This window comes from Neohoeflea coraliihabitans, assembly GCF_019334345.1.
Lineage (GTDB): Bacteria > Pseudomonadota > Alphaproteobacteria > Rhizobiales > Rhizobiaceae > Pseudohoeflea > Pseudohoeflea coraliihabitans.
Genome location: NZ_JAHWQX010000002.1, coordinates 277,699 through 292,660, shown reverse-complemented (window position 1 = coordinate 292,660; position 14,962 = coordinate 277,699). Strand labels below are relative to the sequence as shown.

Sequence of the window (14,962 nt, the reverse complement as noted above, 5' to 3'; positions counted from 1 at the left end):
AGGCGGAGATAAGAGGTGCGGGGCGGACTGTCAAGAACGCGCTGAGAGAATTAGACGTTGTTCGCAGCGGCGCGGAAGGTTATGTCGCCGAGGCTGTCGGCGCCGCGCGCCGGGCAGGATCCGAGGGCAACCCACAGGAAAGACCAGGCATGCCGCGCAAAATTGACCGACTGGACGAGATCGCTTCCGCCTTCGACGTGCTTCTTTGCGACGTCTGGGGCGTTGTCCATAACGGTATCAATCCCTTTCCTCAAGCCATCGAGGCGCTTGTCGCCGCGCGCCGCGCCGGCAAGACCGTGGTGATGATCACCAATTCCCCCCGCCCCGCCGAGGGAGTCATCGGTCAGTTCGCCGCAATCGGCGTCGACGCTGAGGCCTGGGACGACATCGTCACCTCCGGCGATGTGACGCGAAGCCTGGTGGAGAACGCGCCGCGCAAGCTGTTTTATATCGGCCCGGAGCGCGACCGCGCCCTTGTCGATGGGCTTGATGTCGAATTGGTCGATGAGGATCAGGCCGAAGCCGTGCTGTGCACCGGTCCGTTCCATGACGAGACCGAGACGCCGGACGACTACGCCGCCATGCTCTCCCGCTTCAAGGCGCGCGACCTGCCCTTCTACTGCGCCAACCCCGATCAGGTCGTCGAGCGCGGGGAGCGCATCATCTATTGTGCCGGCGCCCTCGGTTCGGCCTATGAGGCGATCGGTGGCGTCACCCGCATCGCCGGCAAGCCGCACCGCCCCATTTACGATGAAGCCATACGCCGGGTCGAAGCTCTGCGCGGCGAGACGGCGAAAGCGCGCATGCTGGCTGTCGGCGACGGCATGGGGACCGACATCCGCGGCGCTGTCGATGCCGGCCTCGACGCCCTGTTCATCGCCCGCGGCATTCATGCCGCGGACTACTACCAGGGCAACCGGGTCGATGAAGACCGCCTGGCCACCTTCTTCGAGCATCATCGATCTGCCCTGCCGACCTACTGGTCGGAGGGGTTGTCCTGGGGCAAATGAGGGCAAAGGTGGCGCGGCGCTTCACAGATTTTACCAGGATCCCGGCAAATCTTTCAGCTGGCGTTGTGGCGATCGGCAATTTCGATGGCGTGCATCGCGGCCACCAGGCTGTGCTGGCGCAGGCCCTCGAGACCGCCGAGCAGGCCGGCACGAAAGCCAGCGTCCTGACCTTCGAGCCGCATCCGCGCACTCTGTTTCGCCCCGAGCAGCCGGTGTTCCGTCTGACGCCGGCCCCCATGCGCGCGCGCATTCTCGGGCTGATGGGTTTCGCGGCGGTCTACGAGCAAGCCTTCGACAAAAACTTTGCGGCGCTCGACGCCGAGACCTTCATCGAAACCGTGCTGCGGCGCGATCTCGATGCCGTGCATGTCGTCACCGGATTCAATTTCCACTTCGGCAAGAACCGCCAGGGCGATGCGGCCTTCCTCGCTGACGCCGGCCGGCGCCACGGTTTCGGGGTCACCCGCGTCGGTGCTTTCGAAGGCGAAGCCGGCAAGACAATATCTTCAAGCCGGATCCGCGAATTGCTCTCCGGCGGCGATGTCGTCGCGGCTGCCGGCCTTCTCGGCTATCGTTTTTCCCTGCAAGCCGAGGTGATGCATGGCCAGAAGCTTGGCCGCACCCTTGGATATCCGACCGCGAATATGGCACTGCCGCCGCAAACCACGCTGCAGCCCGGCATCTACGCCGTGCGCCTGCGACGGGCGGACGGCACGCTGTTTGACGGTGTCGCCAGTTTTGGTCGCCGCCCGACAGTCGCCGATGCCGATGCGCCCCTGTTGCTTGAGACTTTTGTCTTCGATGCCGCTCCCGACCTGTACGGCGAGACATGCACCGTATCGTTCTTCGGCTATCTGCGCGGTGAAGAGAAATTCGACGATCTTGAAGCGCTGAAGTCCCAGATGAAGACCGATGAGGCGGAAGCCCGCGCTCTGCTTGCCGGCGTGACGCCCATCTCGCCGCTCGACCGCCAGCTCACCTTCTGAGCCATTGCGCCGCGCCGGACACGTCATTGCCACGCTTCTAGTCCCAGGGCCGGCTCCAGAGGGAGTAGAGAAAGGTCGCCGACCAGGTGATGACCATGAAACCGCCCAGCGCTTGCGCGAACACCACCAGACGCAACGGGCCTTCCACCTTGATATCCGTCATCCCCAATGTCGCGAAGGTCACGCCCGAGAAAACGATATGATCAACCAGCGACCCGGTCCATTCGCCGCTGAAGCCGCCGGCTGCCGAAAAGTTCAAAAGCAGCCCGTAGAGCCCGGCAAACAGCCCGATTTCGACGAGGTGCAGCAGCAACAAGCCCTGAAAGGCAAACAGAACGGCAATGTGCGGGGCATTGCGCGCCAGCGGCGTTGATTTGCGCAACAACAGAATGCCGGAATGATGAATGACGCCGAGAATGGCGACGGCCGCGACAGCGATGAACAACAGCACCCAGGTCATGCATATGAACGCCCCGGGGTGCGCTCGGTTCCCCGCCAATACCACCTTTGCGTGTCTGGCGATGCCGTCTGGTGTATTCACGCGCGATGGCTTGCCAAATCCTTGCGTTGTGGCCGCTTTGCACACCGCGCGAAACGCTGTATGAACCGCGCCCATGTGGACCACTGATCCCTTGCAACGCCATGTCGCGCCTGCCGCCAACGCTGGTCGGGCGGATACGATGCGAATTATCAACCCGGTCTCCCGTTCGGCGTGAGCCGGGCAGGGGGCCGGGCTTTCGGCAATGCCGCCATCCTTCAGATTGTGACGGCGCCCTTAGCGTGGCGCCACGGCTCGACCCGGGCTGAATGCCTGAAAGACAGGACCTGATGAGCGAACAGAGCGAAAAGATCGATTACTCGAAGACCCTTTTTCTGCCGCAGACCGACTTCCCGATGCGCGGCGGCCTGCCGAAAAAGGAACCGGAACTGGTGGCCCGCTGGCAGCAGATGGACCTTTACAAGAAGCTTCGGGCCTCGGCCGCCGGCCGGCCGAAATACGTCCTGCATGACGGTCCGCCCTATGCCAACGGCAACATCCATATCGGCCACGCGCTGAACAAGATCCTCAAGGATGTCATCACCCGCTCGTTCCAGATGCGCGGCTATGATTCCAACTATGTGCCCGGTTGGGATTGCCACGGCCTGCCGATCGAATGGAAGATCGAGGAAGCCTACCGCGCCAAGGGCAAGAACAAGGACGATGTGCCGATCAACGAATTCCGCAAGGAATGCCGCGATTTCGCCGCTCACTGGATCGGCGTGCAATCCGAGGAGTTCAAGCGGCTCGGTATCGAGGGCGATTTCGACAATCCCTACACCACGATGAACTTCCATGCCGAAGCGCGCATCGCTGGCGAACTGTTGAAGATCGCCCGCTCCGGCCAGCTTTATCGCGGCTCCAAGCCGGTGATGTGGTCGGTGGTCGAACGCACGGCCCTCGCCGAGGCGGAGGTCGAATACCACGACTATGAAAGCGACACGATCTGGGTGAAATTTCCAATCGCTTCAGGCGGCATGGTCTCCGAGAAGGCCGGCGACAATGCCCTGGCGGCAACCGGAGTGATGACCGGCTCCGATCTGGCCGGGGCATCGATCGTCATCTGGACCACCACGCCCTGGACCATCCCCGGCAACCGGGCAATCTCCTATTCCTCGAGGATTGCCTATGGCCTCTACGAGGTGACCGCCGCCGAGAATGACTTCGGCCCGCAGCCCGGCGAGAAGCTGATCTTCGCCGATGCACTTGCGGAAGAGAGTTTTGCCAAGGCCAAACTGGAATTTACCCGACTGCACGATGTCGGCGCCGAGGATCTGCAAAACCTCACCTGCGACCATCCGCTCAAGGGCTTCGGCGGCGGCTATGACTTCCGCGTGCCGCTGATCGAGGGCGATCATGTCACCGACGATGCCGGCACCGGTTTCGTCCACACGGCGCCCGGTCACGGCCGCGAGGACTTCGATGCCTGGATGGACCATGCGCGCGACCTGGAAAGCCGCGGCATCTCGGCGCAGATCCCGTTCACCGTCGACGACGCCGGCTTTTTCACCCGCGACGCGCCCGGCTTCGGTCCGGACCGCGATGGCGGTGCGGCCCGCGTCATCGACGACAAGGGCAAAAAGGGCGACGCCAACAAGGCGGTCATCGCCGAGTTGATTGCGGCGGACAAGCTGTTTGCCCGCGGCCGCCTGAAGCACACCTATCCGCATTCCTGGCGCTCGAAAAAGCCGGTCATCTTCCGCAACACGCCGCAATGGTTTGTCTATATGGACAAGGATCTCGGCGACGGCTCGACCCTGCGGTCGCGTGCGCTCAAGGCCATCGACTCGACCCGTTTCGTCCCCGGCGCCGGCCAGCATCGCCTGCGCACGATGATCGAAACGCGGCCCGACTGGGTGCTTTCGCGCCAGCGCGCCTGGGGCGTGCCGATCTGTGTCTTTGTCGACGAGGACGGCGCTGTGCTGGTCGACGATGCGGTCAATGCCCGCATTCTCGAAGCCTTTGAGACGGAAGGTGCCGACGCCTGGTTCGCCGATGGCGCGCGTGAGCGCTTTCTCGGTGAGCGCGCCGGCGAAAACTGGAAGCAGGTGCGCGACATTCTCGACGTCTGGTTCGATTCCGGGTCGACCCACACTTTTACCCTTGAGGATCGCGATGACCTGAAGTGGCCCGCCGACGTCTATCTCGAAGGCTCGGATCAGCATCGCGGCTGGTTCCATTCGTCGCTGCTTGAAAGCTGCGCCACGCGTGGCCGGGCGCCCTATGACGCCGTCATCACCCATGGCTTCACCATGGATGAAAAGGGCGAGAAAATGTCCAAATCCAAGGGCAACACGGTCGTTCCCCAGGACGTCATGGCCAAATCCGGGGCCGATATCCTTCGCTTGTGGGTCATGACCACCGATTATTGGGAGGACCAGCGTCTCGGCCAGACCATCATCCAGACCAACATCGACAGCTACCGCAAGCTCAGGAACACCATCCGCTGGATGCTCGGCACCCTCGCGCATGATCAGGGCGAAACGGTTCCCCATGCCGACATGCCGGAACTCGAACGGCTGATGCTGTCGCGCCTGGCCGAACTCGATCGCGTCGTGCGCAAGGGCTACGATGATTTCGATTTCAAGCGCATCACCCGCAGCCTGATCGATTTCGCCAATATCGAACTGTCCGCCTTTTACTTCGATATCCGCAAGGATGCCCTGTATTGCGATCCACCCTCGAGCCTGCGCCGGCGCGCAGCCCTGCAGGTCATCCGCACGACTTTTGACTGCCTGGTCAAATGGCTGGCGCCAATGCTGCCCTTCACCATGGAGGAAGCCTGGCTGTCGCGCCATCCGCACGCCGAATCGCTGCATCTCGAGCAGTTCGACGACCTGCCGGAAACCTGGATCGATGCGCAGCTGACCGCCAAGTGGAAAAAGGTGCGCACCGTTCGCCGCGTCGTCACCGGCGCTCTGGAGGTCGAACGCCGGGAAAAACGCATCGGCTCGTCGCTGGAGGCGGCACCGGTGGTGCATGTCACCGATCCGGACCTGCTCGCCGCCGTCAAAGACACGGATTTCGCGGAAGTCTGCATCACGTCGGGAATCACGCTCAGCGCCGATGCGGCGCCGGAAGGTGCGTTCAGCCTCGACGAGATCGCCACGGTCGCCGTGATCCCCGCCGAGGCCCGGGGCCGCAAATGCGCGCGCTCCTGGCGCATCACCGATGATGTCGGCACCGATCCGGCCTTCCCCGATGTCTCGGCGCGCGATGCCGCAGCCCTGCGCGAACTCGGCGTCACGCCTGTGGCAAGCTGACAGGATACGCTCCCGGGCGGCGCCGGGGAAAACCGGTGCCGCCCTGTCAGCACGGCACCCCTCCAATTGCACCGGAAACCGCAATCCGGTAGAAGGGTGCCCGAAAAAGGCCCGAATGTGCGCTATGACAGGCGACTTCCGGTATGGGTTCAGGACGGGATACAGCATATGCAGATCGACACAGGCCAACGCGCCGCCCTCAGGGCGGCCCTGCTTGTTGCCATGGCCATGTCAGTGACGGCGTGCCTCGGGCCGACATACGGTACCGACAAGACCGCCACCGAGCAGCTTGTCGAGGATGTCAGCAACATGGCGACGATCAAGCGTCCGAAGAATACCGGCGTCGCCTACACACCGCGGCCGGCGATCGTCCGTCCGCCGGAAACCGCCGTCTTGCCGGAGCCGCAGCGCAGCGTCTCGGAGGACAACCCGGCCTGGGTCGAGGCCCCCGAGGAAACCCGTGCGCGCCTGGTCGCCGAGGCCGATGCCAACCCGCAATCGCAGACCTACCGCTCGCCGCTGGCGCGCAAGTCGACGGTCTCATCGTCGGGCCCGCGCAAGGTCGGCGCCAGCATTCGTGCGCAGGAGGCCGGCCCGAGCTCGGTCGATCTGGTGCGCGCCAAGCAGGAAGAAGATCGCTTTCGCGAGAATCTGAAGGTCAACAAGGGCGCCTATACGGATCGCCGCCGCTTCCTCTCCGATCCGCCCGTCGATTATCGCCAGCCGGCTCAGACCGCCGCCGCCGGTGACGTCGGCAAGTCGGAGCGCGAGAAGGAACGCGAACGCATCGCTGCTGCAAAGAGGGAAAAAAGCGGCGGCTGGTTCAAGATCCCGCTGCCCTGGTAATACCCCGCCGGCCCGGTTGCGAAAACGCGCTCTGCACCGCCGGATCCCTGCACCACCGGATCAATGGCCTGTTGCGGGCAACTGCTCATGACGAGCGCCGCGCCTGAAAAAAGTCCTTCAGAAGCAGCGCCGCGTCGCGTTCCGCAAGACCGCTGTAGATCTCCGGCGCATGGTGGCAGGTCGGTTGCCGGAAAAACTGCGCGCCATGCGCCACCCCGCCGCCTTTCGGATCCTCCGCGCCGTAGTAGAGCCGCCTGATCCTGGCGAATGAAATGGCCGCCGCACACATTGTGCAGGGCTCGAGCGTCACGTACAGGTCGGCTCCGCCCAGGCGTTCGCTGCCAAGCCGGCTCGCGGCCTGGCGGATCACCAGTATCTCGGCATGCGCCGTGACATCGTTGTATTCGCGCGTGCGGTTGCCGTCACGGGCGATCACCGCGCCATCCTGCACCAGCACGGCGCCGACAGGAACCTCGCCGCGCTTTGCGGCCGCATGCGCCTCGCTGAGCGCCAAGTCCATGAAGCCGGATTTGCTCGACACGTGAGATGATTTCCCTTAACCGGTGCACTAGAGTTCTCGATAGCGCCAAAAGCAGGCAAATACAAAATGCGCGATCACGATCAGCCGCCGAAGGGCGGCAAGAAAACCCGGCCGAAAAAAGCCGCGCGCGCCGATGGGCCGTCGAGCGCCTTTAGTGCCCCTGGCGCCGCTGGTGCCCCTGGTGCCGATGACGCTGACGGCATCGGTACCGGGCGCATTTCCAAGTTCCTGGCGCGCGCCGGTGTCGCCTCGCGGCGCGATGCCGAGCGGATGATCCTGGAAGGCCGCGTCAAGGTGAACGGCAAGCTGCTCGACACACCTGCGGTTGTCGTCTCCGCTTCGGACCGCATCGAGGTCGATGGCGCGCCGGTTCAGGCCATCGAGCGCACGCGGCTCTGGATCTATCACAAGCCGACCGGACTGGTGACCACCAACCGCGATCCCGAGGGCCGCGCCACTGTGTTTGACAATCTGCCGGCCATCTTGCCGCGCGTCGTCTCCATCGGGCGTCTCGACATCAACACCGAGGGTCTGTTGCTGTTGACCAATGATGGCGGTCTGGCGCGCGCGCTCGAATTGCCGAGCACCGGCTGGTTGCGTCGCTACCGCGTCCGCGCGCATGGCGCCATCACCCAGGAACGGCTTGATGAACTCAAGGACGGCATCGCGGTCGAGGGCGTGCTGTACGGTGCGATCGAAGCGACGCTGGACCGCCAGCAGGGCCACAATGTCTGGCTGACCATGGGCCTGCGCGAAGGCAAGAACCGCGAGATCAAGAATGTTCTCGGCGCCCTCGGGCTCGACGTCAACCGCCTGATCCGCGTGTCCTTCGGTCCGTTCCAGCTTGGCGACCTGCCGGAGGGCGAAGCGGTCGAGATCAAGAGCAAGACCCTGCGCGACCAGCTTGGTCCCCGTCTGATCGAGGAGGCTGGGCTGAATTTCGATGCGCCCCTCATCGATCATGCCAAGGCTGCCGCGCAACCGGCGGCATCCGACGAGAAACGTCCGGCGAAGAAGGAAGAGCGCGAGTGGATCTCCGCATCCGAGCGCCGCGAAAAGGCCCGTGATCGCCTTGATACCCGCCCCGATGCCTTTGCCAAGCGCGATGGACGCAGGCCGGGTGGCCGTGATGACCGCAAGCCAGGTGGCCGTGATGACCGCAAGCCGGGCGGTCGTGATGACCGCGGTCCGAACCGGCGCGATGACAAGTTTGCTGGCGGACGCGACGACAAGCGCGAGGCTGCCGGCGGCGAACGCAAACGCGCTCCGGTCCGCCAGAACCGCTCCGCCAATGTCTGGATGGCGCCGGGAGCGCGCCCGGTCGGCGCCAAAAAGGCAGCTGCCCAGGAAGCGCGCAAGGAACGCGACAAGACCGAGCGCGGCCCTGCCGGGGAGGGCCCATCGCGCGGCCCGCGCGGCGATCGCACCAAGACCGCCATCAAGAGCGGCTCCAGGAGCCCCGCCAAGGCCGGGCCGCCCGGACAGGGAAAGGGTCCTGGCAAGGCTCAGGGCCAGGGATATGGCAAGGGGCCGGGCAAGGCTCAGGGCCAGGGATACGGCAAGTCCGGGCCGGCAGGCGGCGCAAAGAGCGGCCCGAAGGCAAGCACGAAGGCAGGCACGAAGGCAGGCGGACGGCCCGGCGATGCCGCGCGCGGCCCGCGCAGCGCACCGCGGGGGCGGGGAGGCCCGGGTGCGGATCGTCGGCGGTGAATTGCGCCGCCGCGTCCTCTTGACCCCCAAGGGACGCAGCATCCGGCCCACAAGTGACCGCACCCGCGAAAGCCTGTTCAACATTCTCGAACATGGCTACCCACAGGCGCTTGACGGCGCGCGCATGCTCGATCTGTTTGCGGGCACCGGTGCGGTCGGCTGCGAAGCCTTGTCGCGCGGTTGCGCCTTCGTGTTGTTCGTCGAGCGCGGCGCCGAGGGAGAAGGCCTGATCGGCGGCAACCTGGCGGCCCTGTCCCTCACCACCAAGGCCAGCATATTGCGCCGCGATGCTACGCGCCTCGGCGCGCGGCAACAGGCCGGCATCGACGCGCCATTTGACTTCGTTTTCGCCGATCCGCCCTATGGCAAGGGACTGGGCGAACGTGCTCTGGCCAGCTTGTCGGCCGGTGACTGGCTGGCGCCCGGCGCCCTCGTCATCCTTGAGGAACGCGCCAATGTGCAGCCCGGCCGCGATCCCGCCTTTGCACCTTTGGAGACACGCGACTTCGGTGATACACGCCTGTGGTTTTTCCGCTATGATGGAACCTGAATCGCGCCGCACGCGCTTGTTACGGCGAGGCGGCGAAAGGAACAGCGATGAACGCAGTCGACAAGCAGGATGCGGCCATCTCGGCGGCCGCCGCCGAAACAGTGACCGGAGAGAAATCACCCACGCCGCAGATCCCGGCCGCGCGGGATGGCAGTGATCCGACGGTTGCCGTCGCCTTCGGTGGCGGCGGTGCCCGCGGCCTTGCCCACATTCATGTCATCGAAGCCCTTGACGATCTCGGCCTCAAGCCGCGCGCCATCGCCGGCTCATCGATCGGGGCACTGATGGGCGCCGGCATGGCTGCCGGCATGAGCGGCAAGGAGATCCGCGAACATACACTTGCCACGCTCGGAAGCCCGACCACGGCCATCGCCCATTTCTGGAAGGCCCGGCCACAGACCATGCGTGCCGCGGTCGAGGGCGGCTGGCGGCTCGGCCAGTTCAACATCGAGCGAATCGTCGGCGCTTTTCTGCCCGAACAGGTGCCGGCCCGGTTCGAGGATCTGCAGATCCCCACCAAGATCATCATCACCGACTATTTCGACCACTGCGAATGTGTCTGCGAGACCGGCGATCTGAAAAACGCCATAGCCGCCTCGGCGGCGATCCCGGCGGTCTTCCGTCCGGTCGAGCGGGACGGCCGGATCTATGTTGACGGCGGCATCTACAATCCGGTGCCGTTCGATCATCTCGCCGGGCTGGCCGATATCGTGGTCGGCATCGATGTCGTTGGACTTCCCGCCGGCGGCCCCGGCGAAAAGCTGACGACCGTCGATCTGATGTTCGGCTCCAGCCAACTGATGATGCAATCGATCATCGAACTGCGTCGCAAGGCGGCCCCGCCGCACATATTCCTGCGTCCCGAGGTGCACCAGTTCCGGGTTCTCGATTTCCTCAAGGCGCGCGAGATCCTTGAAGCGTCGAAGGAAATCGGCGAGCAGTTAAAGCGGGACATCGACGCCGCCTTCGCCTTCCGGCGCAGTGCCGGCACGGATTGATACTGATCGGTCTTGTCAGTTGAGGCCCGTCGGACTGGCGGTCGCGTCCTCTTTCGTCTCCCGCTCCGTCACCGACGGGTCGTCATAGGCATCGGTTCGGTTTCGCCCCGATGCATCCTCGCGGTTGGCCGGGCGGATCAATGGTTCGGGAGTGAGCGGCTTGGTCAGAACCTTTTCGCTTCCGGCATGGAATCCATCGACGGCCTGCATCTCCAGCCGTTCCTCGTCGAGCCGGCGGATCAGATCCTCGACGTCGCGCGCCCGGTCCTCCGCAGCGCCGATCGCCTCCAGTGTCTTGCGGCCGAACTTCAAACCGGATTCGAGGGTCTCGCGCAGCTCATAGGACACGCCGCGATCGCGCAGCGAGAGCGTATGGGCGCGATCATAGGCCCGCACATACAGTTTCGTGTTGGGAAATTCGGCCTGGATCAGGTCCACCACCTGATCCGTCGCTTCCTTTTTCTGCGTGCAGACCGCCACCACCCGGGCCCGCGCGATGCCGGCGGCAATCAGCACTTCCTTGCGGGTGCCATCGCCGAAATAGATGCGAAAGCCGAACTTCGAGGCAGCGCGAATGCGATCGGCCGAATAGTCGATGATGGTCACGTCGGAGCCACCGGCGAGAAGCACCTGCGCGGCGATCTGGCCGAAACGCGAAAACCCGACCATCAACACGTCCGACCCGGCCCCCTCGAAGGTCTCGTCCATCTGTTCGCGCTCGGCCTTGCGCATCAGACGGCGCGAAACGGCGGCCACCACCGGCGTCAACGCCATGGTCAGCGTCACGATCGCTACCAGCAGCGAGGACATTTCAGAGGAAAAGATCCCCTGGCTGGCCGCCGCGGTGAAGATCACGAACCCGAATTCGCCGCCCTGCGGCAACAGTCCGGACACCCGCGCCGAATCGTTGTGCGGGCTGCCAAAGGCACGCGTCAGCCAGTACAGGACGATGGATTTTGACAGCATGATCGCCGGCACCGCCACCGCGATCAGCAGCCAGTTCTCACCGAGAACGCCGAGATCCAGCGACATGCCGACCGCCATGAAGAACAGGCCGAGCAAGATGCCGCGGAACGGTTCGATATCGGCGCGCAATTCGTGCCGGTAGCGGGATTCCGCCAGCAGAACCCCGGCCAGAAACGCGCCGAGCGCCATCGACAGTCCGGCCAGCTCCATCAGCGTCGCCGCCGCCAGAACGACGAACAGCGCCGCTGCGATCATCGCTTCGTGCGCGCCGGTATTGGCGATGATCTGGAACAGGGGGTTGAGCAGATAGCGCCCGACCAGCAGCAAGGCGGCGATCGCGCCGATGGCGATGCCGGTATCCGTCAGAACAGATCCGCCATCATCGCTGCTGAAGGGTGCGAGGATGGACACCAGGGCCAGCAGCGGCACGATGGCCAGATCCTGAAACAACAGGATCGAGAACGATTTCTGGCCGTACCCTGTGTTCAGATCGCCATATTCATCAAGCAATTGCAGGGCGAACGCCGTCGAAGACAGGGCCAGCCCCAACCCGATGATGATCGACGCGGCAAGGCCCTGGCGCGCCAGGAAATAGGCCATCAGGCCGAGCAGCAGGCCGGAGACCAGCACCTGCGAGGCGCCAAGCCCGAAAATGTCCATGCGCATCTGTTTGAGTTGTCGCGGTTTCAGCTCCAGCCCGATCAGGAACAGCAGCAGGACAACGCCGAGCTCGGCGAAGTGCAGGATCTCCTCGCCATCGAGGATAAGCCGCAGCACGGGCCCGATGACCACGCCGGCGGCCAGATAGCCGAGAATGGTCCCGAGCCCGATCCGCTTGAACAACGGGGCGGCAATAAGCGCGCCGCCCAACAGCAGCAAACCCTCGACATACAGTTCGCTGCTGCTTTCGACCATCGTGTACTCTCGCGACAAGTGCTGGCGGCCCACAGGGCGGGTTCCGGGGTTGATGCCGGGCCGTGCGAGCCATACATGATGACCGATCAATCCGCGAAATGGAATGGCAGTTTTGACCCCATCAGAAGCGCTTCTCGAAAAAGCTGGCAAACTCATCGACCGGGCGATTGCGGCGGGAGCCGATCAGGCCGATGCGGTGGTTGTCCGGCATCGTTCGACATCGGTCTCCGTACGCAACGGTCAGGTCGAGAATACAAATTCCGCCGAAGCCGATGACTTCAGCCTGCGGGTGTTCGTCGGCCAGCGGGTCGGCAGCGTCTCGGCGGGAGAGGGGGCCGACGAGGACGCTCTTGCCGCCCGGGCGGTCGCCATGGCGCGTGTGTCGCCCGAAGACCCCTATGCCGGGCTTGCCGACAAGGAATATCTGGCAACCGACTGGCCGGACCTGGACCTGTTTGACGCCACCGAGCCGGGAGCGGACGCCCTCACCGAGACAGCGCGGGAGATGGAGGAGGTGGCGCTCGGGGTCGAGGGCGTTTCCGCCTCCGTCGGCGCCGGTGCGTCCTCGGGCATGGCCGGACTGGTTCTCGCCACCTCGCACGGTTTCGCCGGGGCCTATCAACGCTCGGGCTTTTCCCGTTCCGTTGCCGTGATTGCCGGCGAGGGCACCCGCATGGAGCGCGATTACGATTTTGACAGTCGGGTCTTCTACGACGATCTCGATCCGGCTGCCCAGCTGGGCCGCATGGCGGGCGAACGAGCCGCCAGACGGGTCAATCCGCGCCGGTTGTCGACGGCCTCCGACATCACGGTGGTATTTGACCCGCGCGTTGCGCGCGGCCTGATCGGCCATCTGGTGGGTGCCATCAACGGCGCCGCAGTGGCGCGCAAGTCGACCTTCCTGCGCGATTCTCTCGGCAAATCGGTGGCCACGCCGGCATTGACTTTGCGCGACGACCCCAGGGTTCGCCGTGGCTCCGCCTCACGCCCCTTCGACGGCGAGGGCGTGGCGGCCGCACCGCTGACCATGATCGAGGACGGCATTCTCCAGCAATGGTATCTGGCATCGCCGACAGCTCGCGAACTGGGATTGACCACCAATGGCCGCGCCTCGCGCGGCGCCGGCGGTGCAACACCCTCGCCGACCAATGTGCGCATCGCGCCGGGCGAGGTCACGCCCGAAGAAATGATCCGCTCGGTTGGCACGGGTCTGTATGTCACCGAACTGATTGGCCAGGGGGTCAATCTACTGACCGGGGAATACAGCCGTGGCGCATCCGGTTTCTGGATTGAAGACGGCGAGATTGCCTATCCGGTCTCCGAGGTGACCATCGCTTCGAACTTGCGCCACATGTTCGCGCATATGATACTCGCCGATGACATCGATCCGAAATACGCCATTGCCGCACCGACCATCGCCGTTGAAGGCATGACCCTCGCGGGCGATTGACCCTGGTCTGCCGAATGTCTGACACTCACGAAAAGGGACTGCGGATCGCCTCATGACCAACTGGCACAAAGACGATCTGCCTCTTCTGCTTGATGTGGCGCGCCAGGCGGGCGCCATTGCGCATGGCTATTTCGGGCAGCAACTCAAGACCTGGTACAAGGGCCAGGAGCGCTCGCCGGTCAGCGAGGCGGATTACGCCGTCGACAAGCTCCTGCGTGACACCTTGCTCGGCGCCCGCCCCAATTACGGCTGGCTTTCCGAAGAAACGCTCGACGATCCGGCGCGCCTGTCCAACGAGACGATCTTCGTTGTCGATCCGATTGACGGCACGCGCGGTTTCATCGCCGGCAAACGCGACTGGTGCATTTCGGTCGCCATCGTTCATCAAGGTGTTCCCGTAGCCGGTGTCCTGGCGGTCCCGGCCCGGGATGAGATCTGGGCCGCCGCGCTCGGCCAGGGGGCAACGCGCAATGGCGTGGCACTCGAGGCGGCGCCTTCATCCCCGCCGGTGCCGCTGGTCGTGTCAATGCCCGATTCCCTCGCGCCCGAAGCCATTGCGCGGTTTGGCGATGACATCGAGCGCGCCCCGGGCGGACCTTCGCTGGCGCTGCGTATTGCGCGCGTGGCGTCCGGCGAACTGGATGCGGTGCTCGTCCGCCCCCGATCGAACGAATGGGATCTGGCCGCGGCCAATGTGCTTCTCGGCGAAACCGGCCGTTGCCTCGTCGATGAACACGGCACGCGCGTCACCTACAACGCCGCCGATCCCTCGCGCGGCATCCTTGTCGCCGCGGCGCCGGCCGAAACCGGACGTCTCTTGGCCTGTTTCTCGACGGGTGACCGCTCGGGGCCGGGGCATTGACCTTTTGGGCAAATTACCGCAAACCGCGCACAGGGACATCAGCATGAAATCGGAGAACACCCCCATGGCGGATGGCGAATCCAAGCAATTGCTGCATCTCGTTTTCGGAGGCGAACTCGAAAGCCTGCAGTCAACCGAGTTTCGCGATCTCAACGCACTCGACATCGTCGGCATCTTTCCAAGCTATGCCGCCGCCCATGCAGCCTGGAAAGCGAAAGCGCAGATGACGGTGGACAATGCGCATATGCGGTATTTCATCGTGCACATGCACCGTCTGATGGATCCCGACCAGGATGGTAAGCCCGGCGCCTGATCGCCATGGTGGGG

12 protein-coding genes and 1 pseudogene are annotated in these 14,962 nt (G+C 64.4%); 10 read left to right on the top strand and 3 right to left on the bottom strand.

What is annotated here, in order from left to right; genetic code table 11:
• Positions 1 to 149 precede the first annotated feature (149 nt).
• Entirely contained in the window at positions 150 to 1,010 is an 861-nt protein-coding gene (locus tag KY465_RS07405; protein WP_219201040.1) for a TIGR01459 family HAD-type hydrolase, read from the top strand.
• Entirely contained in the window at positions 1,007 to 1,996 is a 990-nt protein-coding gene (locus KY465_RS07400) for a bifunctional riboflavin kinase/FAD synthetase (protein WP_219201039.1), read from the top strand. Before KY465_RS07405 ends, KY465_RS07400 begins: the two co-directional genes overlap by 4 nt.
• A 37-nt stretch (positions 1,997 to 2,033) precedes the next feature.
• Here the strand turns inward: KY465_RS07400 and KY465_RS07395 are convergent, their stop codons facing one another.
• The gene (locus KY465_RS07395; protein WP_219201038.1) at positions 2,034 to 2,456 is read right to left on the bottom strand and encodes an ion channel; all 423 of its coding nucleotides are present in this window, start codon (positions 2,454 to 2,456) and stop codon (positions 2,034 to 2,036) included.
• A 368-nt stretch (positions 2,457 to 2,824) separates the two neighbouring features.
• Between KY465_RS07395 and ileS the strand changes: the two genes are divergently transcribed.
• Positions 2,825 to 5,797, top strand: a complete 2,973-nt coding sequence (gene ileS, locus KY465_RS07390) for an isoleucine--tRNA ligase (protein WP_219201037.1) — start codon at positions 2,825 to 2,827, stop codon at positions 5,795 to 5,797.
• 168 nt (positions 5,798 to 5,965) lie between these two features.
• Entirely contained in the window at positions 5,966 to 6,643 is a 678-nt protein-coding gene (locus KY465_RS07385; protein ID WP_219201036.1) for a hypothetical protein, read from the top strand.
• A gap of 85 nt (positions 6,644 to 6,728) precedes the next feature.
• On the opposite strand, the gene KY465_RS07380 is transcribed toward KY465_RS07385, so the two are convergent.
• The gene (locus KY465_RS07380; protein ID WP_219201721.1) at positions 6,729 to 7,163 is read right to left on the bottom strand and encodes a nucleoside deaminase; all 435 of its coding nucleotides are present in this window, start codon (positions 7,161 to 7,163) and stop codon (positions 6,729 to 6,731) included.
• Between the two features lie 87 nt (positions 7,164 to 7,250).
• Here KY465_RS07380 and KY465_RS07375 point away from each other — a divergent pair.
• The 3 genes and pseudogenes from KY465_RS07375 to KY465_RS07365 all read left to right on the top strand — a co-directional run.
• Positions 7,251 to 8,765, top strand: a pseudogene (locus KY465_RS07375) (pseudouridine synthase); the annotation flags it as partial.
• 109 nt (positions 8,766 to 8,874) lie between these two features.
• A complete protein-coding gene (rsmD, locus tag KY465_RS07370; protein WP_219201034.1) occupies positions 8,875 to 9,444 on the top strand; it encodes a 16S rRNA (guanine(966)-N(2))-methyltransferase RsmD in 570 nt (189 codons plus the stop codon).
• A 47-nt stretch (positions 9,445 to 9,491) separates the two neighbouring features.
• Positions 9,492 to 10,442 carry a patatin-like phospholipase family protein gene (locus KY465_RS07365; RefSeq protein WP_219201033.1) on the top strand — a complete coding sequence of 317 codons (951 nt, stop codon included), beginning with the start codon at positions 9,492 to 9,494 and terminating at the stop codon, positions 10,440 to 10,442.
• Positions 10,443 to 10,457: 15 nt separating this feature from the next.
• Here KY465_RS07365 and KY465_RS07360 read toward each other — a convergent pair whose 3' ends face one another.
• Positions 10,458 to 12,323: a monovalent cation:proton antiporter-2 (CPA2) family protein gene (locus KY465_RS07360; RefSeq protein WP_219201032.1), complete on the bottom strand. Its 1,866-nt coding sequence runs from the start codon at positions 12,321 to 12,323 to the stop codon at positions 10,458 to 10,460.
• A 103-nt stretch (positions 12,324 to 12,426) separates the two neighbouring features.
• Here KY465_RS07360 and KY465_RS07355 point away from each other — a divergent pair, with 103 nt between their 5' ends.
• The 3 genes from KY465_RS07355 to KY465_RS07345 all read left to right on the top strand — a co-directional run bounded on the left by KY465_RS07355 (position 12,427) and on the right by KY465_RS07345 (position 14,948).
• The gene (locus KY465_RS07355) at positions 12,427 to 13,773 is read left to right on the top strand and encodes a TldD/PmbA family protein (protein WP_219201031.1); all 1,347 of its coding nucleotides are present in this window, start codon (positions 12,427 to 12,429) and stop codon (positions 13,771 to 13,773) included.
• Between the two features lie 52 nt (positions 13,774 to 13,825).
• Complete coding sequence (locus KY465_RS07350) at positions 13,826 to 14,635, top strand: 3'(2'),5'-bisphosphate nucleotidase CysQ (RefSeq protein WP_219201030.1); 810 nt, start codon at positions 13,826 to 13,828, stop codon at positions 14,633 to 14,635.
• A gap of 64 nt (positions 14,636 to 14,699) precedes the next feature.
• Positions 14,700 to 14,948: a DUF4170 domain-containing protein gene (locus tag KY465_RS07345; protein WP_219201720.1), complete on the top strand. Its 249-nt coding sequence runs from the start codon at positions 14,700 to 14,702 to the stop codon at positions 14,946 to 14,948.
• Positions 14,949 to 14,962 lie beyond the last annotated feature (14 nt).